Below are 25,931 nucleotides of genomic sequence, written 5' to 3'. Positions count from 1 at the left end.
ATACAATGGAGAGCTATTTTTTTGGTTTTCAATCTGAAAAAATGTCATTTTAACAATAAAAAAAGCTTCCCATTTACGGAAAGCTTCTCATATTCACCTCATGATCCCTTTCACCAAAGCTTTGCACGTTTCAAAACGTTCTTCATAGTTACCACTTACAACGACATAGTTAACACCCGCTTCATCAAACATTCGCTTGAGCTTGCGGTTGTTATCCTCTCGAATGGACTGATCGCCATGCACGCGCATACCGTCGTTTACCCATGCCACATCTGGCTCCAAATAAATATGTAAGTCGTAGTCTTGTAACTTTGCTACTTCAGTTAAAATATCCAGTCTCTTCCCAACATACAGCTCCGAATAATACTGTGTAACTAGGGCTTCTGTGTCAATAAAGAGCACTTTATTGGCCGTCCGTGCTTGCATTCGTTCATGGTACTTGTGCTCAAATGCAATTTCATGGTAATCACTTTCCAATGTAATCGACATCGAATCTTTGAATCTGTCATAATAGGTACGACCATATTCTTCAACATAGGACGTATTGTACACCCGCGCCAGATTGCGAACAAGTGTTGACTTCCCACTACTTTCTGTGCCAATGACAACGACCTTTTTCACAAAATAAGGACGAACTTCTTGCGGTACCATACGCCAATGAACGTAAGGTCCTTCTTCACGAATTTCTTTGGCAGAAATATCGAATAACTCTCGATCATGATCGAGAACAACATGCTCTGCATCTGGATACAACTCATTAAAGTACTCATTATAACTATGTTCGGAGCTGAATACAGTATCGATTTCCTTCCCCACCGCTCTTTGAATGGCTTGCGCTCCCGCCATCCAATCTTCGAACTGATCTGTCTGCTTTTCTTCTACACTATGTACATACACATGATCTAGATCCGCAGTAATTTCACTCCACCAACGCAGTCTTTGGACAGGTGAAATCGGCGACATACCCGTTCCTTCAAATAGTGGCTTTTCATATTCCACGTCATATGACACAATAACATGTAATTCATCGACAATTGTAGATGCCATCACCATTGCATTCACATGTCCCAAGTGGACCGGCAAGAACTTGCCCCCATACATTCCTATTTTGCGCTTCGATTTCATTTTCCATCCCCCTGAGCTCTAAACATCTGAAGCCATCATACGCTGTCCAACAAAAGGAGCGCAAGCGCATTCTTCTCAATCTATCCCAAAGATTTCACTATTCAATACGGCTGAAGGTGTTTTGAATGAAACACATACCATGCATATGCAACAAGGCTATTCAATTTTACAACTATTACGTCAATGATAAAAGGACGATTCTATCTCCCATCGACAGATAGAATGGCCCTTTTCATCGGTAAGAAGCTTCAAATCCTAGTATTGGAACTCGATCTTCTTCTATTTTTATTTCCTCTAAAGGAACTTCAATTATGTATTCGAATCTCCCATACGGGCGGACATCAATTTTATCTTGAACAAACGGATTGACTGTCACAAGTATAACCTTACCCGTTTCTACATCCCATCCGGCAAGTGCAAAACGATAACCTAAAATCATTGCGTACGGAATGATCTCATATGCATCCTCCAACTCCTCAATTGAAACTGGCTTGATGAAAGCATACTCATCACCCTTCAACTCTCTAAATCCCCACTTCGTGTCAGACGGATTTTCTGAACGCAAATAGTAGGAGCGCTGGTAAGAAATAAGTTCAAACTCCTTATTCCGCCATAAAGCAAATCGACCTTTTCTTATCATTCCATCCCCTCCTAAATTTAGAAAGCGTATCTACACCATTATACATAATATTCGGACATTTTTGCGTGTCTTTACCTATAATTAATATTTTTGAAACAAAGTAGTGCCCTCGTCACGAAAATGTAACGAGGGCACTACTTTGTTCAATTAATTCTCATCAGATCGAGCGGGGTTATTATACCAAGTAACTTCTCCTCGGACCTACCATTCTCTGTAATCAGAAGTGCCTCAAGACGTTTTCCTCCAACAACAGCCCTCTTGAAATATTCTTCCGCCTCATAAACAGATAATGTTCTTTCAACGAAACGATACGTATTTTTTTGTTTCTCATGATAATGAATGTCGAGGAGCGTCGGAATTTCCCGGGAAATGATTTCATCCGCCCCTTTATCCGCAAGCCAATACGTAATCCCTGCCGCTGTAATTAGCCCCACGAACTTCCGATTTTCATAGATAGGAATTTGGTTAAATCTTTTATCATGAATCAGTTTCAAGCCTGTTGCAAGCGTATCGGAAGCCCGTAGTGTATGCACTTTTCTTTGGAACAGATCACCGACTATTACAGGCTTCGATAATTCCCGTTCAATATACTCAATGAGTTCAACTACATTATCATGCGGCTCAGCAATTGCATAATCGACATCCGTTCGACGATGGACAATCGCATTGCGTAAATCAGCACACTCTCGTAAATCTACTTCAAACTTACGGATTACCGCATTTATATTTTTCGTTTTATCAATTAATCGCGAGAAAGGCATATAACTGCTTAAACCACTAATCTTCTCCATCGACTTCTCAATACGATTAAATGCGATAATGAAACGATCTGAGTTGCGTTCATTCATCAAAATCCCTCCGTTCGGTAGAGTCCTTTTACGGATTATACCACGGGAGCATGATTACACCGTTGTTTTTGCCGCGTTGCGCTTTGACATGAAAATGCCGAATAGGATCAGTAAAATGATGGCTACGACTGTTACACCTGCACTCATCCATAAATCTGACATATCAGGATCTGTTTGAAACCAATATGTTGCATAAGCCGCTAATTTCCATGGTGATACTGCCCAATATGCCCCAATCAGTGAATCAATCATTTGATAAATAAGGGTGATCATAATCGCCAAACCTGCCGCACCACCTGTTGGCAGCCATGCACTAAGCGACAAAACAACCGTGACAACAAAGATAAGCCACAAGCTATACGTTGCAATAAAAGCAAATAGCGATCCTACATCAACAGAATTAAAAAGAATTTCAATGTAATACCATGCCGCCATGAATCCTAGACATACACTACCAAGAACAAGTGCATTAACGACTAGCCATTTACTTAAAAAATAAGCTGGAAATGACAGTGGACGAACGTATAACAGTGTTGCGGTACCATTTTTCCGCTCACCTGAAATCGCCCCCATGAAAGCTAGTACGATAATAAGAATACCAATGAACTGATACTGCCCAAGTAAAGAAGCAAAAATATCCTCACCTTGAAATTCTGGCCATAGGAAATCCATTCCCTCAGGCATATTGCCAACACTCTTCATAATTTCTGGCAAAAAGTGATTCGTGATTGGTTCCAATATACCAAAAATAATAAAGACGAGTGGAATCCATAAAACTTTGAAGTTCCGAACATGTTCACGCCATTCTTTCCGTAACAATATGCCGAACGCAGCCATTAGACCACCGCCACTTTCATAAATATTTCTTCAAGGCTTGCCGTCTGCCGCTCAACTTTTCTCACTGTAAATGCGCCACCACTTAACAGCAACAGCATTTCTGACATATCCACGCCCTCTGCTCCAATATCAATAGAGACAGTTAGCCCTTTTACAATCACTTGCCACTTCGCAATCGCCGTAAAGCGTTGCAATTCCTCCAACTTTTCAAACTCAATGATAAGTCGTGGTTCCGCATAGCGTGAACGCACTTCATCAAGCGAGCCATGTTCAACTAATTTCCCTTGTCGCAAAAACAACAGCTGATCGGTCATTTCTTCTGCATCATTTAAAATATGTGTCGAATATAAAATCGTTGTTTGTTGCTGTAACTCCTTCAGTAAGTCCATCACTTGGCGACGTCCCACCGGATCCAGTGCTGACACGGGTTCATCAAGCAATAATAATTTAGGTTTATGAACAATAGCCTGTGCTAGCCCTAGCCGCTGCTTCATCCCACCCGAAAAAGTACCTGTTTTCTTGTTCATCGCCTCACCAAGACCGACAAACTCTAAGGTCTTTTTCGCTTCCACTGTCGCTTGTTTCGTGGCTACTCCACTTAACTGTGCTGCCATCTCTGTAAATTCTAGCGCAGATAACCACGGGAAAAACTTTGGATATTGTGGTAAAAATCCAATGATCGACCGAATATCTTGTTTCGCACCGCCTCGGAACTGAATCGTTCCTCCTGTCGGTGATACAAGACCTGCGAGCATAGACAGCGTCGTAGTTTTCCCAGCCCCATTGGGCCCTATCAATGCGGTGGAGGTATGTTCTTCTAACTCAAAAGAAACAGTATCTGCCGCCGTATACTCTCCATATCTCTTCGTCAACTGATCTACTTGAAGCAAAAACGTCATGCCTGCCGCCTCCCAAAGATAAAGTACAAAATGGGTCCTATTAAATTACCTAGGACAATGATAAAAATCCACATGATAAATGGTCCATTCGTCCGCTGATGACGAATAACATCAATGAGTGCAACAACCATCAAAATAAATTGAAGCACAATTAGCGGTAGAATGAGATTCCACGGAATACTTGCTAAGTCAGACATACACTTCACACCCCTTCTCTAATTTGCTATATATTAAGTATAACAAACTTGTTCTATTCTTCATAGAACAAGTTAAAAGATAATCGGAATGGTAGTAAATATGACTATACGGTAGTATTTGCCTCCTATCCGCTCACTCCCCGTCCGCTAATACCGAGTTTTCACAAAAAAATCCTCCCTATATAAAAAGGAGGATTCTATCATTGTTATTCAATTTCTTCTAGTCTTGGCATAGCTGATAAGGCGCCTGGCTTTGTCGTGCAAAGTGCACCGAGTTTATTGCCAAATGAGATGTAGTTAATCCACTCATCGTGATTTGCAGGCTTGCCATTTAAATGGATTTGACGCAAAACACCTGCAATGAAGGCGTCTCCTGCACCCGTCGTATCGACAGGTACAACGGGTTCAACACAGACATGTGTATGAACGCCATCTATGACCGCATATGTCCCCATTTCCCCAGCTGTAATTAGGATAACCGGCACCTGATAGGTTGCCAGTTTAGCAATTCCAACTTCAAGCGTCGTTGTCTCCGTTAAGAAAAATAGTTCTTCATCGGTTAGTTTTAAGACATCAACGTCGACCATAAATGACATAATCGTCTCACGGCACAACGCTTCACTTTCCCAACGGAGTGGACGAATATTCGCATCAAGCGATAGCAATAGGTTTGTTGCTTTGGCCAATCGAACGGCTTCCCGTGTCGTCTTTAATGCCATTGGTTGAAACATCGTCCCCGAACAAATATGTAATACGGAAGCCTCTTGAAATGCTCGCTCAGTTAGATCAGAAGGTTCTATTTGGATAGTAGGCTTCTCATCGATATAGCTGTGGAAAACACGGTCATTGTTCTCCGTCAAATGGATATAAACCCCGCTCACCCGCTTGTCGTTCTTCTGCTTTGCAAACGACAAATCAACGCCTTCTTTGCGTAATTCATCCCGCACAAATTTCGACGTCTCGTCATCCCCCGTCACCGTAATAAATGCAGAAGCAGCCCCAAGTCTTGAAATACCTGCTGCAACATTTACTGTAGCCCCACCGAGAAATGTGATGAACGTCGAATTCGACTGATCTTCTGCTATATAATCGACGAACGCATCGCCGTAAATCAACACATGCTTTTTCTTCACATCAATCATCATTGTACCTCCTATCAATCACGCCTCAGCATGATCGCTTTCCTAAGTTACCCTATAAAATCCGCGGCATCCACCGGAGACTTTATCTAGATAAAGTCATTTTCCCTATCGTATCATGGAACCTAATTTACAGAAAGGGTCAATTCAAGACAGAGAGGTCAGACTTCAGACATGCTTAATTTCACCAAACCGTGCTATACTATCGAATGGACTAGAATGGAGGATTTTTTATGAAACAATGGATGTACCCGTTACTCATCGTCTTTGCGGCGAGTTGTTACGGAATTCTTTCAACAATTATTAAACTGGCAATTCTAGATGGCTTCAGTGCTGCGGAAGCGGTAACGAGCCAATACTTCGTCGGTTTTTTCATAGCTCTTATTATTTTTATAATCGTTAGACATAAGGTTCCGAAATTCGGAGGTGGCTATACGCTACTTCTTGCGGGTTTATTTACAGCAACAACTGGGACTGTTTATGGGCAAGCGATTGAATATATGCCTGCATCACTTGCCGTTGTCATGTTATTCCAATTCACTTGGATTGGTATGTTATTCGATTGTATCGCGAGACGACGCCTTCCAAAACGGGTTGAAGTCATTTCATTATTATTCCTTTTTGCCGGAACGATTTTGGCTGCTGGTGTAATTGATGCAGATCTTAGCGGTATTCCATGGCAAGGTTGGGCATGGGGAATGGCTTCAGCTGTCAGCTTCGCGTCATTCGTCATGATTAACCAAAGACAAGTTGAAGGTATGGATACTGAAACGCGTCTGCTGTTCACATCGTTCTTTGCAGCAATTGCCATCTTCTTTTTCCAAACGCCAGAAATCGTGTGGAATGGGACATTGTTCGCAGGAGGCTTATGGGTTTACGGTTTAATCCTCGGCTTGTTCGGGATTGTTATTCCAATTTATCTATTCTCTATTGCCGTGCCGAAAGTAGGTACAGCGATGACGTCGATTTTAAGTGCGATGGAATTACCCGTCGCCGTCACTGTTTCTGTCATTTTGCTGAGCGAAACGCTTACAACTCTCCAAGTTGTCGGCATTCTTATCATCTTAATCGGCATGACTTTGCCAACCTTGGCGCAGCGGCGTTTGAAATATAACAGGTAGCCTAACAGTCCATCGCAATTCGCGGTGGGCTGTTTACTTTTCTCAAATGCAGACACTTTGTTACAATAATGATGACAGACAAAGGAGTTTTTAAATTTGAAAATCACTATACGACAAGCCCAACCGACCGATGCCAAGAATGCTGCACCCCTCATTATCGATGCGATTGGTGATATCGCCAAACGTATGACAGGTGAAACCGAATGGAATTTGGTAGAGCAAGGACTATGCGAATTATTCAAGCGGAATGACAATCGGCATTCCTACCTCTATACATATATTGCAGAACTAAACGGTACTGTGGCAGGAATCATGGTTTTGTACCCAGGTAAAGATGCTCCTGCACTCGATCGAAATTTAAGTGATTGGCTTGCTAAAAAGGGTGCTACGAATACTGAAGTCGATGCAGAATCATTGGCGGATGAATTGTATATCGACACGGTTTGCATCGATCCTGAGTTTCGTGGTAAAGGAATCGGCTCTCAACTATTCACCTATGCAGAAGAAGTTGCACAGCAAAAGGACATCAAAAAACTTTCCTTGAACGTCGAAGTTGAAAAAGAATCTGCCATCCGTCTTTATAAACGCCTCGGCTATGAAATCGTATCTCCTTGGACGATCGTTGGTGAACCGTTTCATCATATGGTGAAAATAGTTTAATTTGAAACAACGGAGAAACATACCGCATCCATACTCATGAGGGTGGCTGTAGTATGTTTCTTTAATTTGCAACACCTCCTACTTAAACTGATCGATTCTTTCAAATATTTCCGAATAAGTACCAGCTATCGTTTGCGCATTTTTAATATCATTGTACAAACCAAACCCAAATTGCATTCGATCCAAGGCTCTATAACCTGATGCAAAATCAGTATTCCGGGCATATTCGGGTGATTCTCGATAACGCATACTTGAGACAGTAAACGGAGTTATTCCTTGTGTTGATTCGATAAAAAAGAAAGGGACACTTGCCTCCAAGTAAACACGAGCATACTGACTTTCAGATGCCTCTATTAATTTTTCTTTCATAATAAAAACGGCATCTGCACTGCCTAATTTACCATCTATCAAGTCTTGAAAAGTCAATGGTTCAAAGTGTATTAATTCTTTTTCCCTAACCTTTGGTGGATTGCCGATCACACCAATTGTTAAAGCCTCTCCTTTATACTGCTCAAAGTCCGGGATTTGTTGTCCAGCTTGTTGATTATCCTTAGGTAGAAACGACAAAGCTAATAGACTAGAAACACTAATAGTTGCGGTCAAAACAATCCAGTAAACAAGGTTAAACCGCTGTACAGGCATCTTTGCTTTTCGTCGTATTCTTTCAGTTTCCCCAGTCGTAAATTCTATATTTTCACCCAAGAAACTCTTCACTTCTTTTGAAACTTTCTTATCGAATTTATTCAAGGGTAATACTCCTTTCAAGTTTACTTTTAAGTACTTCTTTCCCTCGTAGTAGTCTTGATTTCACAGTATTTATACCGACATTCAAAACCTCACCAATCTCTTTCATAGTCATATCCTGATAGTAGTAGAGAATGAGAACCTCTTTATACTTTCCAGGTAGATTTGCTAGCTGCTCCACGATTTCATTGGTATGTTCCCATTGTATGACATATGCTTCTGACGATTGATTTGTTTTTGACGGATAAATGGCCGGCTTATAGATCATATTCTTTATGCTCCAGCGCTTTTTATGGTCTTTACATTTATTAATCGTAATTCGAATGAGCCAAGTTTTATAGGTCGACTCCTGCCGAAACGTGGATAAGCCTTGATAGCAAGCGATAAAGACTTCTTGTACAATATCCTCACATTCAGCATGGTCATTGACATACAAATAAGCAATTCTTTTCAACTCATTTCCATAGTCTTGCATGAGCTGATTTAAAAGAGCATCACTATCTTGAATGAACACAGCCTTGCCCTCCCCTCAAAAGATTAGACGACTGTTAACATGGCTTTGATTCATTTAACATAAAAAACCGCCTCACTGATTTCTACACTCGAAATCAATGAGGCGGTTTTCACCGTAGATTACATTACTGCTCTTTCGCGAAAGCGACAAATCTATCAATCACTTGATCTAAAAATTGAAGTGTCGTTTCGTCTGTTAGTGCACCATCTGTAAATTTCTGTCCCGCCGCTCCGATAAAGATTTCATTGCCCGCAGGTGGCATAATTTTCGCATTAACGCCCATGCTCATCAACACTTGGCGTAAATGCAATTGAGCCCTTACAGTACCAAGCACCCCTTGTGAGGCTCCCATCGGCAGAACAGGTTTTCCAACAAGCGGACGGTCTACTCTTGACGTCCAATCCAATGCATTTTGTAGAACTCCCGGTACAGACCAGTTAAATTCGGGTGTACTGATAATGACTGCGTCTGCCTCCGCAATCTGTTGTTTAAATTGATTTACTACTTCCGAAGGTTTTTTTTCATCATCCTGATTATAATGTGGAAGACTACCAATATCCGCAATTTCTATCCCAAATAGATGACCATATCTCTTTTCAATTGTTTTCACCAACTGCATGTTGAATGAATCTTTCCGTAAACTTCCGACTAACGCTATAATTTTCATATGTATCTCTCCCCTATAATTTTTTATTCATAACCTGTATTCTACACAACTTCATCCATCAGCATACTATTTAATGCTCAGGTGATAAAAATTTCCCCTCATCGAAAACTTTTTCAAGCTTATGCGGGTAAGTATAGTAAGAGCAGCGAAATACGGTTGTTCTGAAAGGAGTGAAGCTAAAGTGAAGACCAACGACTGGATCTGTAACATTCAGGCTGGGGATAAAGAGTCCTTCCGCCATTTTTATGAGGCCTATGCAGACTATGCGATTCGGACAGCTTATACCATCACACGCAACCGCGAAATGGCGAAAGATGCTGTGCAGGAAACATTCATCCGTGTGTATCGACAAATAAGTAGCTATAATCCAGCGCTACCATTTGATCCGTGGTTTTATCGAATTTTAACGAATGAATGCCTTCGGTTATTAAAGAAAGAGGCACCACTTTCCAAGTTTGAGCATCCTGATTTAGAAAATGACCCATCCCTAGCTGAACAATCCTTCGATCATCTATCCGTTTTATACGATACGATTCAATCGCTGGATGACGCACATCGGATTCCACTCATTTTAAAATATATCAAGGGTTTTAGCGAAAAAGAGATTGCAGACATTCTCGAGCTAAATCATAACACCGTGAAATCGCGGTTATTCAAAGGGAGAAAAAGACTTAAAGAACAGCTGGATTTAACGGAAATGGAGGCTGATTCATAATGAATCCCATCGATAAGCAAGCAAAAGAAGCTTTAGATATTCAGACTAAAAAACAAACCTATGGCCTACAAGAAGAAATATGGAATAGTCTAGAACAAGAATTATTCAGCGAAGAGCCACAATCCAGAGGAGATGTGAAGAAAAAGAATAAGAACAAGAAAAGTCGTGTAATTCCCATTATCCTAACAGCGGCGGCAGCCCTAGCCATCGTATTCAGCTTAACAACAGATACAGGAATGGCATTCATGAAAGGCATTAAGGATTTATTCGTCCCAGAAAAAGAAATCATTCAAAGCATTGAAGGTCAAGATGAAGAAACCGACGTTCATTTGAACGAAGGAACAAACTCTGATTATGTGATTTACCTCGATGAAACACGTTACAAAATGATAAACGGTGAAGATAGCGACACCATTACAACAATCGAGCCACTTCCAGCACAGTATCCAGAAGTAACGATGGATATTAAACAAGTTGCAGATGAAAAACCAGAAGATCTTGTGGGTAAAATAGAAGCTGAATTGAAAGAAGATTTCCCTGAGCTGCGGGCAATCGAAACAGTAACCGAACCAATTGAAGGGTTCTGGTTGCACGGCGTGGCAGGTAATGACGCAAAAAGCAAAGTCGTCACAGCTTACGTAATCAGTAATGGCAAAGAAGGCAGCTTCGTCATTACAGAACACTACTTCCTCGAAGCAGCAGAAGGCCATGGTGCAAGATTCCATCATATGTTGGAGAGCTTTGAGATAGTTGAATAATTGGCAAAGGAGAGCGTCCGTTGTCAGCTCTCCTCTCCAGACCCATTTATGACCGGCACAGGGAACTTTGTGACCGCCTTGCGTCCCATTATGACCGCCACGGATATCTTTATGACCGCCTTGAGCAAGTTTATGACCGCCACCAGCCAAAAGAAAAAATTTGAGTATAGTCGTGCATAATAACGGGAATCCTCGGGTATAGATTTAATAAACCATTTTTTAAAGAAGGATCGAACTATATCCTTCTCCCAAGGAGGTCACGATAGTGATGGATGGATTCATAATCGTCATCGACTTACTCGTTATCCTATTCTATATACTGCTGATTGCTTTACTTTCTCCTTATATGATGCGGTTTCTCAAAAAAAGAAATAGTGATCTGTTTTTCCAGCTAATTCCTGTCTTATCACTTATTCTTGTCAGTAGTATTATGGTTTCCATTGGCTACGGTGGATTTTCGGAAACATTTTTCTTCCGACTGACAAGTATTCTTTCTTTAATCCTTTTGCTCTGCCTATTGTTCTTAACACTATTAATGAAAAAAATCTGGTCGGAGAACTACGAGAAGTTACTCATAAAGTTGTCCTTTCCTAAAAAAAAACACCTATCAATCTAAACACATAGTCCTTAGCAAATTCCATGCTAAAGGCTATGTGTTTTTATCTTTGTTCAGCAAAAGACTCCCACCTCTATGGCGAGATGAATGCGGTTTCGTCTTCCTGTTCAGCAGTTGTCCAAAAGCCGGCTGAACAAAGCGGAACGCAGGTTAAGACCGCCACGTCCTGTCGCAACGGTTGCATGACCAGCATCGCGCTGGCCTCAAGCTCGATTCAAAATCTGGACGCAATTACGCCTAGACTTAATTGATGATGATTTCGAATCAAACCTTTTCATCCGTGGTAAAATAAACAAAACAACTAGTGGGAGTCGATAAAATGTTGAAAAATCGGTTGTATTACATAGATGCCTATTGTAAATCGTTTAAGGCGAACGTCATCAAAGCTACGCAGGATGAGCAAGGGCAACCTTATATCGTATTGGATAATACGGCTTTTTATCCCGAAGGTGGGGGACAGCCCTCTGATACAGGAGCATTGAATGGTATTCCAGTGCTACATGTAGAGGAAATAGATGGTGAAATCCGACATACGTTGGTAGAAGAGCTTAGTTCTACTCATGAAGTGGAGGGTATTATCGACTGGGAGCGTCGCTTCGATCATATGCAACAACATGCGGGGCAACATATTTTGTCAGCGGCGTTTGTGGAGTTGTTCGATTTTCCAACGGTTAGCTTTCATTTAGGGAAAGAGATTGTGTCGATTGATTTGGATGTAGAAGAGGTCTCGCCTGCACAATTGGCAGCTGTGGAACGATTGGCGAATGACATCATCCTCGAAAATAGACAAATAGAAACGAAATGGGTGACGGAGGATGAGCTTGACCAGTATTCTCTTCGCAAACAAGTGGCTGTGACAGATGAAATTCGGTTGGTTATTATTCCGAACTTTGATGATAACGGCTGCGGAGGGACACATCCAAGTTCCACAGGCCAAGTAAATGGCTTGAAGATTTTATCGACTGAAAAGCAAAAGCGCAAAGTGCGTGTGCATTTTGTTTGTGGTATGCGTGTGCTGCAGCAATTACAGCAGAAAAATCAGCAGCTAACGTTAGCATCTCAATTGTTAAATGCACCCGAGGACGGTGTAGCTGGGGCCATTGAAAAACTGCTCACTACTAATCATACACTTGAAAAATCACTGGAAGAAGTACAGGAAACGTTATTAACATTTGAAGCAAAAGAACTGTTAAACACACAACAACAAGGCGTTGTCAAAGCAGTATTTACAGGACGGACTGTTCAACAATTACAGAAGCTTGCCAAACTGCTAGTGAAAGAAAATGAGAACGTCATTGCACTTCTCGTCGCAGACAATGAAGAACGACTGCAGTTTGTCGCAGCACGCGGGGCTTCCATCGAAGTAAGCATGAAGAAAGTTTCAGCTACTGCACTTCCCCTCATTAACGGCAAAGGTGGCGGCAATGATGCCTTTGTACAAGGTGGTGGGGAGCAGCTAGTGACTGCGGAGGAGTTAGTGCAAGCTATGATTGAGCAAGTAATCTGAAGCATTTAACAACAAGGTGATTAGTATTCGCCGTGCTATACTAGTAGTACTGCAAACTTTCATAGATGCTAAAAGTAGGTATTGATTATCAAATAAAAGGAGGCACTCCCCGTGCATAAAACAGAAGAAATTGTAGAAGCAAAAAATTATATTCTTAGTAAAACAACAGCTATTCCTGAAATAGGAATTATTCTAGGTTCAGGATTGGGAAGCCTTGCTGACGAAATCACTAACAGTGTTGTCATTCCTTATGAGGACATTCCTTTTTTCTCGGAATCAGCTGCAGTCGGGCACGCAAATGAGCTGGTCATTGGTCAATTGGAAGGTAAAACGGTTATCGCTATGAAAGGACGCTACCATTTTTACGAAGGCTATTCGTTAGACGAAGTGACCTTCCCTGTCCGCGTCATGAAAGCATTAGGGGCAGAGAAATTGATTGTCACAAATGCTTGTGGTGCGGTCAATACTGACTTTAATCCAGGTGAATTAATGTTGATCACGGATCATCTTAATTTAGTAGGTATCAATCCGTTGATTGGTAAAAATAATGATGATTTAGGGACACGCTTCCCAGATGCTTCTGAAATCTACAACAAAGAGTTACGGAACACAGCATTACAAGTAGCTCAGGAACATAATATTACGCTGCGCGAAGGGGTTTACGGCTGGTGGAGTGGTCCTGTTTACGAAACGCCTGCCGAAATCCGCATGATTCGTATTTTAGGTGGAGATGCAGTTGGAATGTCAACAGTACCTGAAGCTGTCGTAGCAACCCATGCCGGACTGAAAGTGTTGGGTATCTCTTGCTTAACAAATATGGCCTCTGGCATTTTAGATGAACCTTTAAGTCATGAAGATGTGATTGCAGTAGCTGCCAAATCTCGCAATTCATTTGTACATCTGATTAAAAATGTTTTGAAGGCAATTTAACCAAGAAGTGAGGGGTAAATTATGTTAAAAAAGTATGCAATCTTTCTTGCCATTTTCATGGTAGTATACGTGATCCTTCAAGTTTCTGTAGGAGCCGTTTTAACTGCGATGTATCAGCCAGACATCACTTCTGTAAAAAACGATGTGGTCTATAAGATAGGTGCCTTCGCACCGACATTGGCCATTCTTTTAGCAGCTGCCATTTCTTATTTCCTCATGCAGAAATTGAGCAAAAAATTAAACTTAAAATCAAGTAGAAAATAGCATAATTCATTATACGAAAGCTAGGTTCTCCACACAGAACCTAGCTTTTGCTATGTATTATCCCGTGATTGAGTGAGAAACACTACCATACATGACTATAGTTACAATGGAACAATTCTTCCGTCCCATTCGTTAACTATGTAACTACAACTATTAGGAGTGAGAGAGCAATGAAATTACTAAACCGGGCAATACTTTTACTACTATTTGCAATTGTAACAATGGGTTGGATCGCACATGACAGTTTGGCTGCTGAAAAAGAATCAATATCTACTATATCTCCCAAAGTCATTCTAACAGACTACTCGGGGGATAAATCAGAAAATATTTACTACGACATTACGCCTTTTGCCACTCAATATGTTAGAAGCGGTCAATCATTAATTGAACTGCTCCCTAATTCAACAACCCTAAGAGTAAGCGGAAGTACGAATGCCTATATTTCTGTAAATACGATCAAGATAACATTGCTACTACAACAATGGAGTCCAGCGCAAAGCAAATGGCTAGATGCTGTAACCATTGGTCCTGAATCAAATTATAGTTCCAATTCTGTTTCATATTCCAAGCAAGTCAAAGTAAGCGCTGGCTACTCTTATCGAATCAAGGCACAGCATGATGTTATCCACAATGGAGTCTTTGAACGATTAACAAGTATATCCAACCAAGTTTATGTAAATTAAACGGGGGCCTCTAGAGGCCCCCGTTTCACATTGATTTTGCTATTCCTATAATTTCTTCCCTTGTCAACTTTCCTTCAATCTCAAAGTAATTCGTTTGTGTTAGCCAAGTAATTTTTCGCACATCATCTTTAAATGACAGGATATTCGCTGTCTGGCCACTTATTAACACTTCTTCTACGGCGGTGTCCTCACTATCCGCTACTCCACCAAAAGCATAGTGCCCGGCTAGTTTCTTCTCGACTACTGTAAATTCACTCTCGCCGTTAACATACTGTAGGTAAACTTCGTTACTCATTTGATCTCCTTCTTGCGTCACAATAACCTTTTCTAATTGAAAGCCGGCTGGTACTGTAGGGATATGAATCGTGAAATTTGTTACCTTCTGTGCCTCTTCTAAGCTCATCTCCTGGGTATTAGTTTCTGAATCCTCAATGATAAAAATACCAGAATTGCCACCTTCATCTCCAATATCTGTATCCCCAGCTGAACTTCCAAACACTTGTACAATAGAGCCTTGCACCTTGTGGAATATCTCACTCCACCGACTATAGGCTCCTCCTTCTTGCGGATAGGCTACAACAATTAGCACTATAAAAATAGAGGCAACAGCTACGATAACCTTTTTTGAAAAAAGATTTCTTTTAGGGTTACGGAATGCTTCTTGCTGCTTGTTCTCCATTTTTCTCCATGCCTCTGCCGCAGATAATCTTGGTAAAGGTAATTCCTGCATCTGTTCATCTAAAACTTCCCGAATCAGTTGATCCAAGTTCTGCTTTTTGGATTCAGCCATGCGATATCACCTCCATCAATTCAGGCTGTTGTTCAATCGATTCTTTCAACTTCTTTTTCGCACGAAACATTCGGGATTTCACTGTTGCAAGCTGAACGTCCAATAATGTAGCAATTTCCTCATATGTCAAATCATGATGATAGAATAATAGCAGTACTTCCTTATGATCTGGCTTTAACTTATCAATTTCCTCAAGTAACAGCTCCTTCACATAAGTCTTCTCAAGTCCTGTTTCCACCGTCGAGATATGATCCAACCGTGTTACATCTGCCCCTGTATCTATATAGACGTCTGAAGTCGTGAAATCATTCCATCTATTCAAACGACGAAGATGATCAATCGCCGTACGTGTGGCGATTATTGATAACCAAGCACCCATTTTTTCTACATCTTGTACCGTATGTAAATTTTTAAATGCCTTCATGAACGTTTCTTGGGTAATATCCTCCGCCAAGTCCTGATCTTTAATAACCCGATAAGCCGCATAATAGACGCGTTTATAGTATTGTTCAAAAATAATTCGCTCTGCCTCTCTATTTTGCTGCTTACTTCTCCGGAAAATATTATTCAGCAACTCTCTCACTTCCCATCTGCTCATAAAATTATGTATGTAAATTAGACAAATATTATTGCAATCATTTCTATTGTACACTTGCTTACAAGGATATTGAAGTATTCCCACAACTTGATTGACATATCAGCCAAAATACCTTAAGCAATTTGATAATGTTAGGTAACGGCTTTAAAAAGAACAAGAAAGATTTCTTCACGAAAAAACCCGATTCCATATGAAAAAAGATTATTTTCTCATATAAGATATAGTATAATTCAAGTATTCTGAAACAGGACGGGAGAGCACAGATTATGAATCAAACAAGTCCATTACAAGATGCATATAGCCAAACCAAATACCAATTGACCAATCATGGAAAACGCAATATCGAAGTTTTAAAAAAAGCTTTTCAAAAGATAGAGGATAATTTGGAAAGTGATATATATGGAAAAGGGCCAATTATTGAAGATTTCCAAGCAAAAATGGCTCTATTACTAGGTAAAGAGAAAGCGATTTTTCTTCCTAGCGGAACGATGGCTCAGCAGATTGCTCTACGCATCTGGTGTGACGAAAAAGGAATAAGAAAAGTTGCTTATCATCCACTGAGCCATTTGGAAATTCACGAACAAGACGGGTTAAAAGAATTACATAAAATTGAAGCGGTATTGCTTGGCGACAAAAACCATGTAATAGAATTGGATGATATCCTGGAGATGGAAAAAGATATTGCATGTGTTTTGTTGGAGTTGCCCCAGCGTGAAATAGGAGGGCAATTACCGAGCTTTGAAACACTTCAACTAATTTCAAAACATTGTCGCGGCAAGGGTATAAAATTGCATCTCGATGGTGCTCGTTTACTAGAAGTACTGCCCTATTACCAAAAGTCTGCCGCTGAAGTTTGCTCACTTTTTGACAGCGTCTATCTATCGTTATATAAAGGAATTGGAGGAATTGCAGGAGCTATTTTAGCTGGCGACCAAGATTTTATAACACAAGCTACAACATGGAAAAGGCGCTATGGCGGTGATTTGATAAGTTTGTATCCCTATATCATCTCAGCGGATTATTATTTTGAGCTACGATCACACAAAATGCAGCAATATTATGAAGATGCAAAAGAGCTCGCTGAACTTTTTAATTCTTGCCATGCAATATCAACTTTACCTCTCATTCCTGTTTCAAATATGTTTCATGTCCACTTCCATCAAGCAAAAGAACAAGCGGAGCCCATTTTGACTAAAGTTCAACAGCTAACAGGGATCGGTATAACAGGCCATTTAAAAGAAATCGATGAAACGACTTGTGCTTTTGAAGTCAATATAGGCGATTTGTACGCGGATGTGCCAAAGGAATCTATAAAGCGAGCCTTTAAGCAACTTGATGAACTCATGAAAAACAACTGATGGGTGTCATTCACGTCGAAGATATTTTGGAAATTATATAAATAGTAGAAATGAGACCATTTTCCATCGCTCCTTGAAATCTTTACGTTGCTAGAGCTTTCAAAGTTTCAAAACTTTTTCTAAATACAAAAACACTCCACTCAATTGTTGCCCGAGTGGAGCTTTTTCCTATTCTTTAATAAGCACGGCCGAACCACACCGTATGCTTCGATTCTTTTCCACAATTGATACAGCTAGATTTCTCTACTGGTGGATTGAATGGAATGTTGCGTGTTGTGAATTTCGTTTCTTCCTTCACTTGTTCCTCACAAGCGTCATCTCCACACCAACCTGCAAGAATCCATCCTGGGATTTCGCCTTTTTCAGTTGAATCAGCAATATGGCTTGCTAGTTGCTCAATTGAATCAACATGCGTATGTGAATGCTGTTTGCGGAATGCGCGTGCTTTTTCGAGTAAACGTGCTTGCATCGTTACAAGTTCTTCTTCAATGCGTGCAACAAGTGCAGAAAGCTCGACGGCTTCTTTCTCGCCTTCGTCACGGGCTTTGATGAGTGCTTGGTTATTCTCCAAATCACGTGGTCCTAATTCAACTCGAACAGGAACACCTTTTAGCTCCCACTCATTGAATTTATAGCCCGGCGATTGATCGGAATCATCTAAACGAACACGGATACCTTTTGCTTTTAATGCTGCAAAAATTTCATCTAACTTCTCCATAATCGCAGGGTTCTTCTTCCACGGACCTACTGGAATTAATACAACTTGCGTTGGTGCAACGCGTGGAGGCAATACAAGACCTTGCTCATCGCCATGCGTCATGATAACAGAACCAATTAAACGCGTAGATGTTCCCCATGAAGTTGTATGAACAAATTCATGCTTGTTTTCTTTATTTAAATATTTAATATCAAACGCTTCCGCAAATTTTGTGCCCAAGTAATGTGAAGTTCCGGCTTGAACCGCTTTACCATCCTTCATCATCGCTTCGATAGAATACGTGTCAACCGCACCCGCGAAACGTTCAGAAGGTGTTTTTTGACCATCATATACTGGAATCGCTAACAGCTCTTCAACAACTTCTTTATAGATGTTCAGCATTTGCATTGTTTCCGCACGTGCTTCATCTTCATCCACATGTGCAGTATGCCCTTCCTGCCATAGAAATTCAGATGTACGAATGAACGGCAGTGTTTTCTTTTCCCAACGGAACACGTTCGCCCATTGGTTGATTAACACAGGCAGATCACGGTAGCTCTTAATCCAATCAGAATACAGGTGACCAATCATCGTCTCAGAAGTTGGACGCAATGCTAAACGCTCTTCCAATTTTTCACCTGCTGCTTCTGTTACCCAAGGAAGCTCTGGTGAAAATCCTTCGATATGATCTTTCTCTTTTTCGAAGAATGATTCTGGAATTAACATCGGGAAGTATGCATTGCGATGTCCCGTTTCTTTAAAGCGTCGATCCATCTCCGCTTGAATATGCTCCCAAATTTCATAGCCATCCGGTTTGAAGGCAATACATCCACGTACTGGTGTATAATCCATTAAATCCGCCTTTTGAATCGTGTCAATATACCATTTTGAAAAGTCTGTTTTTTGTAGATTAGTCATTAATTTCTCCTCCTCTTAATCAATTACGCCTTGGCGTGATTGCGTCCAGATTTTGAATCGAGCAAGCTCGATTAACTCCTTTCAAAATCTGTGACATCCGCCGGAGGCTATTATTTTTATTCAGTGGACTTCTGAATAAAAATAATAAAAAGCACAAATTTGCCCTTATATAAGGACGTCTTTGTGCTGAATGGACGTGGTACCACCTTAGTTTAGCTCGAATGCATTCGAGCCCTCTAAAACGTTTGATAACGAAAACGACTCGGTTATGTTGGCATAACATCTCCGTGGTTGGTTTCAATAAGAAGCGGTGGTCTAGCTCTCAGCAAATCGCTATACTCTCTGGTTCACAATTCTTATTTACTCGGTCACATCAAAGATTGTCTATTGCTTATAATATAACAAATACTTGCTGTTTATACAATGACTCGATAGGTAGGCTTTTTATTTTCAATAAGAGGAATTGAATAGTATGCTTAACTAGATTCAGAATAGTCGGAAGGGTGAGGATAACATGGAGAATGTTACACTAAATAACGGTCTACAAATGCCGCAGCTTGGATTCGGGGTATGGAAGGTTCCGGATGAGATTGCAGCAACTACTGTCGAACATGCACTGGAAGCGGGTTATCGTTCGATTGATACGGCTATGATTTATCGTAACGAGGTAGGTGTCGGTAAAGCGCTTGCAGAAACTACAATTCCAAGAGATGAATTATTTATTACGACAAAATTATGGAATGCCGACCATGGCTATGAAAGTACATTGCAAGCATTTGATGCAAGCCTCGAAAAACTTGGCTTGGATTATGTGGATTTATATATCATACATTGGCCAACACCTTTACATGATAAGTATGTCGAAACATATAAAGCTTTAGAAAAGCTCTATAAAGACGGGCGCGTAAAAGCAATTGGTGTCAGTAACTTTGAAGTTGAACATTTGCAACGTATTTTGGACGAATGTGAAATCGTTCCGGCAGTGAATCAGGTAGAACGCCATCCTTACTTACAACAAAAGGAGCTTAAAGCATTTTGCGATAAGCATTCCATCAAGCTAGAGGCATATAGCCCTCTTATGAACGGGAAAGATGCATTACAAAACGAAGTGATTCAGAATATCGCAGCCCAACATGAGAAAACACCAGCACAAATCATTCTACGTTGGCATTTACAAACGGGCGTCATTGCCATTCCTAAATCCGTAACACCTTCAAGAATCATAGAAAATCTCGATGTCTTTAATTTTGAACTAACCGAGGAAAATATGGCAAAAATCGCTACATTAGATCAAAACCTTCGGGTAAATCGTCATCCTAATGAAGTAAATTAATAATGTGAAAAAATAGCCCTACAAGGAATTCATCTCCTTGTAGGGCTATTCAATCAATCTTCTTCTATATCTACACGATTTTTCTTAAACAGCTTCGATAAAATCTCGTAAACAATCGGTACAACAATCAACGTCAATAGCGTTGAACTGATTAACCCACCGATTACAGTAATACCAAGGCCTTTGGAAATAAAGCCTCCACCGCCGCCTGATCCAATTGCTAATGGGATCAGCGCACCGATTGTAGCAATTGCAGTCATGAGGATTGGACGTAGACGTGTTACACCCGCTTCAAGAACTGCATCACGCATTTTCAAACCTTCGCGTTCCATACGAATAATACGGTCTACAAGTACAATCGCGTTCGTGACGACAATACCAATCAGCATCAGTAGACCCATCATCACAGATACAGAAATCGTCTCACCTGCGATTAACAAACCAACAAATGAGCCAATAACCGCAAATGGTAATGAAACTAGAATCGCAAATGGTGCAACACCCTCACGGAATGTAACTACTAGGATGAAGTACACGATTGCGATTGCCGCCAACATTGCCACAATCAGTTGTGTAAATGTCTCTGTCATATCTGCAGCAACACCAGCTGTACCAACAACAACACCTTTCGGTAAGTCCAATTTATCAATGGCCTTATCTACTTCTGATGTCGCTTTTGAAATGTCCGTATCTAGGATTTTTCCTGAAACCGTTGCATAATACTCCCCTTGGCTTCGGGCAAGAGCATTAAGCGTTGTTCCTTTTTTAACTTCAACAAGTTCAGAAAGCTTCATAGTCGTACCAAGCGCTGTCGGTACTTCTGTTGCCAGTAAATCATCAATTGATTTTGGTTGCACAGCTTCCTCTTGTTGCACAATTACTTTTAATGAATTACCGTCTTTTTCAATCGTCGTTAAGACATCTTGCGTTCGCATCGGGTTTAACGCCATAACAATTTGCCCCGTTGTTAATCCATACTGCAACAATTCATCTTGCTCTACTTTAAGTTTATACTCTACATATGCGTCTTGTGCACTTGAAGAAACATCTTCCAGGCGCTTATTTTCAAGCATAACGCCCTCTACCATACCTACAGCTTCATTTAGTCTATCTAAATTTTCACTATAGAACGTGTAGCTCACTTCATTTGTAGCCCCCATGCCCATCGAAGCAAAGTCTTGGCTCTTCCATTCGCCAGTTTGGCCAATGTTGAAGACATACTCTTCAACTTCAGTGCGAGCCTCCGCAAAGTTTTTCATATCTGGATCAAAGATGAGGAACATTAACGCACCATTTGAACCTCCGCCCATCATAGCTGCCATCGGATCAGCGGCATCTGTAACAGACAATTGAACAATATCAATATCACTGCGTTTTAATAGCTCTTGTTCCACAGCTTCAATATTTACTAACGTATCTTCCATTAGCTCGCCTGTTTCTGGCGTGTACGTTAAGTACATCACTTTTTCTTCTTCACTACCCATGAAACTGAAGCCAATTAATGGCGTCAACGCCACACTTCCAGCTAATAAAACAATGGAAATGATTGAAGTAATCCATTTATGGTTGAGTGTCCATGCTAGAATACCTTTGTACCATGCTGCTAGTTTACCAACCTCTTTGTGACGGCTAGTCGTCTTCTCACTATAAAGCTTTTTCCTAAATAAGAAGTGAGATAATGCTGGCACAATTGTAATCGCAACAAGTAACGAAGCGCCTAACGCAAACGTCATTGTCAAAGCGAATGGCATGAATAACTCGCCGACCATACCACCAACGAAAATAAGTGGTGCAAATACCGCAACTGTTACTAGTGTTGAAGACATGATTGGTTTAAACATTTCAATTGTCGCTTCACGCACTAGCGCTCGACCTGATAATTTCTCTGTTTTCAAATGCAGACGACGATAAATATTTTCAACGACAACAATTGAGTCATCTATGACACGACCGATTGCAACCGTAATCGCACCAAGCGTCATGATATTTAACGTAATCCCCATCCAGTTTAGTAGCAGTAAAGCCATGAAAATCGAAACTGGAATCGATACGATTGAAATAATCGTTGATTTAATATCACGCAGGAAGAGAAGGATGATTAATATCGCAATTCCCCCGCCAAATAGTGCTTTTTCAATCATCGTGGAAACCGATTCTTCAATTGGAGCACCTTGGTCAAGTGATACATCGATAACCAAGCCGTCGATTATTTTCTCTTCATCTTTAATTAATTCCTTCACATCGTTTACAACATCTACTGTATTTGCTTGTTGACCTTTAATAATTTGAATGGAAATCGCGTTTTCACCGTTGGTACGTGAAACCGATTGTACTTTACCGACTACTTCAATAGTAGCGATATCGCCAAGTTTCACAAATGGTGATGGATTTGTTGCAGATGGCGTCACCGGGATAAGCATTCCCTTTAATTCATCCGCTGTCATGAACTTGCCATCTACTGCAACAGCCTGCTCACCTTCTTCAAATTCGTACATACCTAATGATACAGCTAGATCACTTGCTTGAATCATTTGCTTAACTGAATCCGACGTTATACCAAGTTCAGCCATCTTGTCATCGTTATACGTAAGTTGCACTTCTTCAATATGCTGACCTGTAATAGTAGCAGACGCAACCCCATCGATTTTCCCGATTTTCGGAAGTAAGATTTCCTCTACCGTTGATGTTAGTTCAACAATATCTTCTGTCGTACTACTTACACTTAGCGCGACAACTGGCATCATATTCATGCTAATTGCCGTAATTGTTGGTGCTTGTGCTCCTTCTGGAAGAGACACTGCATCAAGCGCAGAGTCTAATGCACGTTTCGCCTCATCCATATCTATGCCATATTCGTATTCTACTTGAATATTTGACATATTCGAATACGAATTCGAATAAACGGATTTCACATGTTCAAGATTTTCCACTGCTTTCTCCAATGGAATAGAGACATCATTCATAACTTGCTCAGGAGTGGCTCCTGGATAGACATCCATCACCATTAAAAATGGAATCGAAATATCTGGAAGCGTCTCTGTTTTCATTTTAGTACCCGAGTAAATACCAGATACAACAATGATGATTGTTAGCAGCCATACGGCTAATTTATTCTTTAAAACAAAATTGACTAAGCCTTTCACTCTTACACCTACCCTTATTTGACTTGTTGAACTCATTTATTTATACTAATGACTATCTAGTCAGATGTCAACGAAAAGACCTAGGAGCGATTATATAGCGATGATAAAAAAACAATTGATTATGGAAAAGGCTTTGGAGCTTTTCGCAGAAAAAGGCTTTGAATCAACTTCTATCCAACAAATAACTGAGCACTGCGGAATTTCCAAAGGCGCCTTCTACTTATCATTCAAATCAAAGGACGAACTAATTTCAGCATTGATTGATTACTTTATGATCAAATTCACCTCAGATATTGACTACATGGTCAACAGCACAAAAGATGATGAAGAGCTTTTATACAAATTTTATTACACCATTTTCAATTCTTTTCATAGGCATGCTGATTTCGCCAAAATTTTTATTAAAGAACAAATGCGATCATTTAACGAAGAACTCATCCTAAAGAGCCGTATTTACGATCAAGCAATGGATAAAGTAATCTTAACGATGGTTGAACGATTATACGGCGATGAGATTAAACAGATAAAGCACGATGTAATTTACTGTGTGAAAGGTTTTATGAAAACCTATTCGGAGTTATTTTTATTCTATGACTTGCCATTGGACTTGGATTTGCTAGCCAGGTCACTTGTAGAAAAAACAAATATACTTGCTAGACATATTACGACCCCATTTATTTCAACTGAGCTAGTTCAACTGCGTCAATTACCAACAAAGGAAGAAACAACGAAGGATCAGATCCTCGAAATCCTTGAACAAACTATACAAGAAATTGAGGAGTCTATTGAAAAAGAATCGTTAGTCCTGCTCAAGCAGCAGCTCCTTGAACCAACGTTAAGCCCTGCTCTTGTAAAGGGATTACTGGAAAACATTCATACTCATCCCCATTGTAAATGGATTTCTTATCTACTTCGAAATTACTTTAAATTCTAACAAAAAGAGCTGTATCAAAAATCGATGATCATCGACTTTTGATGCAGCTCTTTTTCATTCTAAAGCTTATCCAAAATACTCAACAGCAATTTGTACGATTAATAGCACTGTCACAACCCGGAGAATTGGTTTTACATGCTTCGCTTTTAATTTCCGCGCAAGTCGAACACCGAGCTGTGCACCGCTGATTGATCCCAACATTAACGCAATCGTAAGTGGCCATATAATTTTTCCGGTCGATATGTAACTGATGGACGCCCCGAAACAGCTTGAAAAAATCATGATACGCGATAGCCCAACTGCCCTCAAATAAGAGATTTTCAATCGTGCATAGACATACAATGCAAGTGTCCCACTTCCTGGACCAAATACACCATCGTAAATCCCGATACCATAGAAGGAAGCCGCACTCTTCTTCGTAACACGGAACGACTCACTGCCGTCAAAGTCCGCTTTACCTAGAAATGAAGTGATGAAAGCAAAGGTCAGCAACACAATCGCAATGACAATCATCCATTCCTCTTTTAAGTAGGAGGCTATCACCCCACCCGTAATTCCACCCATTAAGCTAAGTGGCACAACCGTCAGTGCTTCTTTAACTGTAACCTCTTTATTTTTATAGATGACAAAAAAACTCGAAAAAGAACTCACTGTATTCGCTACCTTGTTAGCCCCAATCGCCGAGTGAACGGGCAACCCCATCAGTAACATGGCCGGCAAACTGATAAGTCCTCCGCCCCCTGCTAATGTACCGAGCGTCGTTGCGGCAAAACCGATGAAATAAAGCATAATGTATTCCATAAGGCATCCTTCTTTCGATCAAACTCTCTATATGACTAGCATATGCCTCATACCTCCATAAGTAAATTTGATTGTATGAATGTAAAACCATTCAAAAAGTGAATGGCAATAACTCTACCCAACTGCATAGCATCCAATCATAAACACTCCCCATCCGCCATATAGTGAGGCAATAGCTAGTGATAGATAGAGGAGGATATCATGCAAACAAAGGAAATGCGCTTACGTCGAATTCAACACCTGGCCCATGAAATTATGGATGAAATGAATAAAGGGAATGAGTCGAGGCAATTTGAAACGTTACATCAAACAATTGATAATCTATCCCGGGCAATTGGAGATTTGGCAGATCCATTCGGTCACTATTCACTTGACTATATCGAGAAAAAAGTGGGGAATGCCCATTTTCTTTTATTTGAAAATGAACAAAAGGTCAAATTGTATTCTTAACACACGAAAAAACGCCGAACATTTTACTGTTTGGCGTTTTTTGTG

28 protein-coding genes are annotated in these 25,931 nt (G+C 40.5%); 13 read left to right on the top strand and 15 right to left on the bottom strand.

Going from position 1 to position 25,931, the window contains the following annotated elements:
* Positions 1-93: 93 nt before the first annotated feature.
* From nadR to MKZ10_RS03800, 7 genes are all read right to left on the bottom strand, one after another.
* Positions 94-1,125 carry a multifunctional transcriptional regulator/nicotinamide-nucleotide adenylyltransferase/ribosylnicotinamide kinase NadR gene (nadR, locus tag MKZ10_RS03830; RefSeq protein WP_342508023.1) on the bottom strand — a complete coding sequence of 344 codons (1,032 nt, stop codon included), beginning with the start codon at positions 1,123-1,125 and terminating at the stop codon, positions 94-96.
* Between the two features lie 232 nt (positions 1,126-1,357).
* Positions 1,358-1,765, bottom strand: a complete 408-nt coding sequence (locus MKZ10_RS03825) for a hypothetical protein (protein WP_342508021.1) — start codon at positions 1,763-1,765, stop codon at positions 1,358-1,360.
* Between the two features lie 143 nt (positions 1,766-1,908).
* Positions 1,909-2,613 (bottom strand): CBS domain-containing protein, encoded by a 705-nt coding sequence (locus tag MKZ10_RS03820; RefSeq protein ID WP_342508019.1) that lies wholly within the window; start codon positions 2,611-2,613, stop codon positions 1,909-1,911.
* Between the two features lie 54 nt (positions 2,614-2,667).
* Complete coding sequence (locus MKZ10_RS03815; protein WP_342508017.1) at positions 2,668-3,450, bottom strand: ABC transporter permease subunit; 783 nt, start codon at positions 3,448-3,450, stop codon at positions 2,668-2,670.
* On the bottom strand, positions 3,450-4,349 hold the full coding sequence (locus tag MKZ10_RS03810; RefSeq protein ID WP_342508015.1) for an ABC transporter ATP-binding protein: 900 nt from the start codon (positions 4,347-4,349) through the stop codon (positions 3,450-3,452). The genes MKZ10_RS03815 and MKZ10_RS03810 overlap by 1 nt, the downstream gene beginning before the upstream one ends.
* Positions 4,346-4,546, bottom strand: a complete 201-nt coding sequence (locus tag MKZ10_RS03805; RefSeq protein ID WP_342508014.1) for a PLDc N-terminal domain-containing protein — start codon at positions 4,544-4,546, stop codon at positions 4,346-4,348. Before MKZ10_RS03805 ends, MKZ10_RS03810 begins: the two co-directional genes overlap by 4 nt.
* A gap of 206 nt (positions 4,547-4,752) precedes the next feature.
* Entirely contained in the window at positions 4,753-5,688 is a 936-nt protein-coding gene (locus MKZ10_RS03800) for a carbohydrate kinase (RefSeq protein WP_342509994.1), read from the bottom strand.
* A gap of 230 nt (positions 5,689-5,918) precedes the next feature.
* Here MKZ10_RS03800 and MKZ10_RS03795 point away from each other — a divergent pair, with 230 nt between their 5' ends.
* A complete protein-coding gene (locus MKZ10_RS03795) occupies positions 5,919-6,806 on the top strand; it encodes a DMT family transporter (protein ID WP_342508012.1) in 888 nt (295 codons plus the stop codon).
* Between the two features lie 96 nt (positions 6,807-6,902).
* Positions 6,903-7,466: a GNAT family N-acetyltransferase gene (locus tag MKZ10_RS03790; protein ID WP_342508010.1), complete on the top strand. Its 564-nt coding sequence runs from the start codon at positions 6,903-6,905 to the stop codon at positions 7,464-7,466.
* Between the two features lie 78 nt (positions 7,467-7,544).
* Here the strand turns inward: MKZ10_RS03790 and MKZ10_RS03785 are convergent, their stop codons facing one another.
* The 3 genes from MKZ10_RS03785 to MKZ10_RS03775 form a co-directional block, all read right to left on the bottom strand.
* Positions 7,545-8,213: a hypothetical protein gene (locus tag MKZ10_RS03785; protein ID WP_342508008.1), complete on the bottom strand. Its 669-nt coding sequence runs from the start codon at positions 8,211-8,213 to the stop codon at positions 7,545-7,547.
* A complete protein-coding gene (locus tag MKZ10_RS03780; RefSeq protein WP_342508006.1) occupies positions 8,206-8,724 on the bottom strand; it encodes a sigma-70 family RNA polymerase sigma factor in 519 nt (172 codons plus the stop codon). Before MKZ10_RS03780 ends, MKZ10_RS03785 begins: the two co-directional genes overlap by 8 nt.
* A gap of 124 nt (positions 8,725-8,848) precedes the next feature.
* Positions 8,849-9,391 (bottom strand): NADPH-dependent FMN reductase, encoded by a 543-nt coding sequence (locus MKZ10_RS03775; protein WP_342508003.1) that lies wholly within the window; start codon positions 9,389-9,391, stop codon positions 8,849-8,851.
* 181 nt (positions 9,392-9,572) lie between these two features.
* Here MKZ10_RS03775 and MKZ10_RS03770 point away from each other — a divergent pair, with 181 nt between their 5' ends.
* The 7 genes from MKZ10_RS03770 to MKZ10_RS03740 all read left to right on the top strand — a co-directional run bounded on the left by MKZ10_RS03770 (position 9,573) and on the right by MKZ10_RS03740 (position 14,864).
* Positions 9,573-10,106, top strand: a complete 534-nt coding sequence (locus MKZ10_RS03770; protein WP_342508001.1) for an RNA polymerase sigma factor — start codon at positions 9,573-9,575, stop codon at positions 10,104-10,106.
* Positions 10,106-10,864: a hypothetical protein gene (locus MKZ10_RS03765; RefSeq protein ID WP_342507999.1), complete on the top strand. Its 759-nt coding sequence runs from the start codon at positions 10,106-10,108 to the stop codon at positions 10,862-10,864. The genes MKZ10_RS03770 and MKZ10_RS03765 overlap by 1 nt, the downstream gene beginning before the upstream one ends.
* 268 nt (positions 10,865-11,132) lie before the next feature.
* Complete coding sequence (locus MKZ10_RS03760; protein WP_342507997.1) at positions 11,133-11,480, top strand: hypothetical protein; 348 nt, start codon at positions 11,133-11,135, stop codon at positions 11,478-11,480.
* Between the two features lie 322 nt (positions 11,481-11,802).
* Positions 11,803-12,987 carry a DHHA1 domain-containing protein gene (locus MKZ10_RS03755; protein ID WP_342509992.1) on the top strand — a complete coding sequence of 395 codons (1,185 nt, stop codon included), beginning with the start codon at positions 11,803-11,805 and terminating at the stop codon, positions 12,985-12,987.
* Positions 12,988-13,098: 111 nt separating this feature from the next.
* Positions 13,099-13,917: a purine-nucleoside phosphorylase gene (locus MKZ10_RS03750; RefSeq protein ID WP_342507995.1), complete on the top strand. Its 819-nt coding sequence runs from the start codon at positions 13,099-13,101 to the stop codon at positions 13,915-13,917.
* 21 nt (positions 13,918-13,938) lie between these two features.
* Positions 13,939-14,181 carry a hypothetical protein gene (locus tag MKZ10_RS03745; protein ID WP_342507993.1) on the top strand — a complete coding sequence of 81 codons (243 nt, stop codon included), beginning with the start codon at positions 13,939-13,941 and terminating at the stop codon, positions 14,179-14,181.
* A gap of 170 nt (positions 14,182-14,351) precedes the next feature.
* Positions 14,352-14,864, top strand: a complete 513-nt coding sequence (locus tag MKZ10_RS03740) for a DUF6147 family protein (RefSeq protein WP_342507992.1) — start codon at positions 14,352-14,354, stop codon at positions 14,862-14,864.
* A 25-nt stretch (positions 14,865-14,889) separates the two neighbouring features.
* Here the strand turns inward: MKZ10_RS03740 and MKZ10_RS03735 are convergent, their stop codons facing one another.
* Entirely contained in the window at positions 14,890-15,654 is a 765-nt protein-coding gene (locus MKZ10_RS03735) for a DUF4367 domain-containing protein (RefSeq protein ID WP_342507989.1), read from the bottom strand.
* Complete coding sequence (locus MKZ10_RS03730; protein WP_342507987.1) at positions 15,647-16,228, bottom strand: RNA polymerase sigma factor; 582 nt, start codon at positions 16,226-16,228, stop codon at positions 15,647-15,649. The genes MKZ10_RS03735 and MKZ10_RS03730 overlap by 8 nt, the downstream gene beginning before the upstream one ends.
* A 290-nt stretch (positions 16,229-16,518) precedes the next feature.
* Here MKZ10_RS03730 and MKZ10_RS03725 point away from each other — a divergent pair, with 290 nt between their 5' ends.
* Positions 16,519-17,610: a beta-eliminating lyase-related protein gene (locus MKZ10_RS03725; protein ID WP_342507985.1), complete on the top strand. Its 1,092-nt coding sequence runs from the start codon at positions 16,519-16,521 to the stop codon at positions 17,608-17,610.
* A gap of 175 nt (positions 17,611-17,785) precedes the next feature.
* Here MKZ10_RS03725 and proS read toward each other — a convergent pair whose 3' ends face one another.
* Positions 17,786-19,225, bottom strand: coding sequence for a proline--tRNA ligase (proS, locus tag MKZ10_RS03720; RefSeq protein ID WP_342507983.1), 1,440 nt, complete (start codon positions 19,223-19,225; stop codon positions 17,786-17,788).
* Positions 19,226-19,739: 514 nt separating this feature from the next.
* Here proS and MKZ10_RS03715 point away from each other — a divergent pair.
* Positions 19,740-20,558, top strand: coding sequence for an aldo/keto reductase (locus MKZ10_RS03715; RefSeq protein ID WP_342507981.1), 819 nt, complete (start codon positions 19,740-19,742; stop codon positions 20,556-20,558).
* Positions 20,559-20,611: 53 nt separating this feature from the next.
* Here the strand turns inward: MKZ10_RS03715 and MKZ10_RS03710 are convergent, their stop codons facing one another.
* Positions 20,612-23,701 carry an efflux RND transporter permease subunit gene (locus MKZ10_RS03710; RefSeq protein ID WP_342507979.1) on the bottom strand — a complete coding sequence of 1,030 codons (3,090 nt, stop codon included), beginning with the start codon at positions 23,699-23,701 and terminating at the stop codon, positions 20,612-20,614.
* A gap of 100 nt (positions 23,702-23,801) precedes the next feature.
* On the opposite strand from MKZ10_RS03710, the gene MKZ10_RS03705 reads away from it, so the two are divergent.
* Positions 23,802-24,635 (top strand): TetR/AcrR family transcriptional regulator, encoded by an 834-nt coding sequence (locus MKZ10_RS03705; protein ID WP_342507978.1) that lies wholly within the window; start codon positions 23,802-23,804, stop codon positions 24,633-24,635.
* 66 nt (positions 24,636-24,701) lie between these two features.
* Here MKZ10_RS03705 and MKZ10_RS03700 read toward each other — a convergent pair whose 3' ends face one another.
* The gene (locus MKZ10_RS03700) at positions 24,702-25,436 is read right to left on the bottom strand and encodes a sulfite exporter TauE/SafE family protein (protein WP_342507976.1); all 735 of its coding nucleotides are present in this window, start codon (positions 25,434-25,436) and stop codon (positions 24,702-24,704) included.
* Between the two features lie 201 nt (positions 25,437-25,637).
* Here MKZ10_RS03700 and MKZ10_RS03695 point away from each other — a divergent pair, with 201 nt between their 5' ends.
* On the top strand, positions 25,638-25,886 hold the full coding sequence (locus MKZ10_RS03695) for a hypothetical protein (RefSeq protein WP_342507975.1): 249 nt from the start codon (positions 25,638-25,640) through the stop codon (positions 25,884-25,886).
* The last annotated feature ends 45 nt before the right edge of the window (positions 25,887-25,931 follow it).

This window comes from Sporosarcina sp. FSL K6-2383, from assembly GCF_038618305.1.
Classification (GTDB): domain Bacteria; phylum Bacillota; class Bacilli; order Bacillales_A; family Planococcaceae; genus Sporosarcina.
This window is presented reverse-complemented; position numbering and strand designations above follow the sequence as displayed.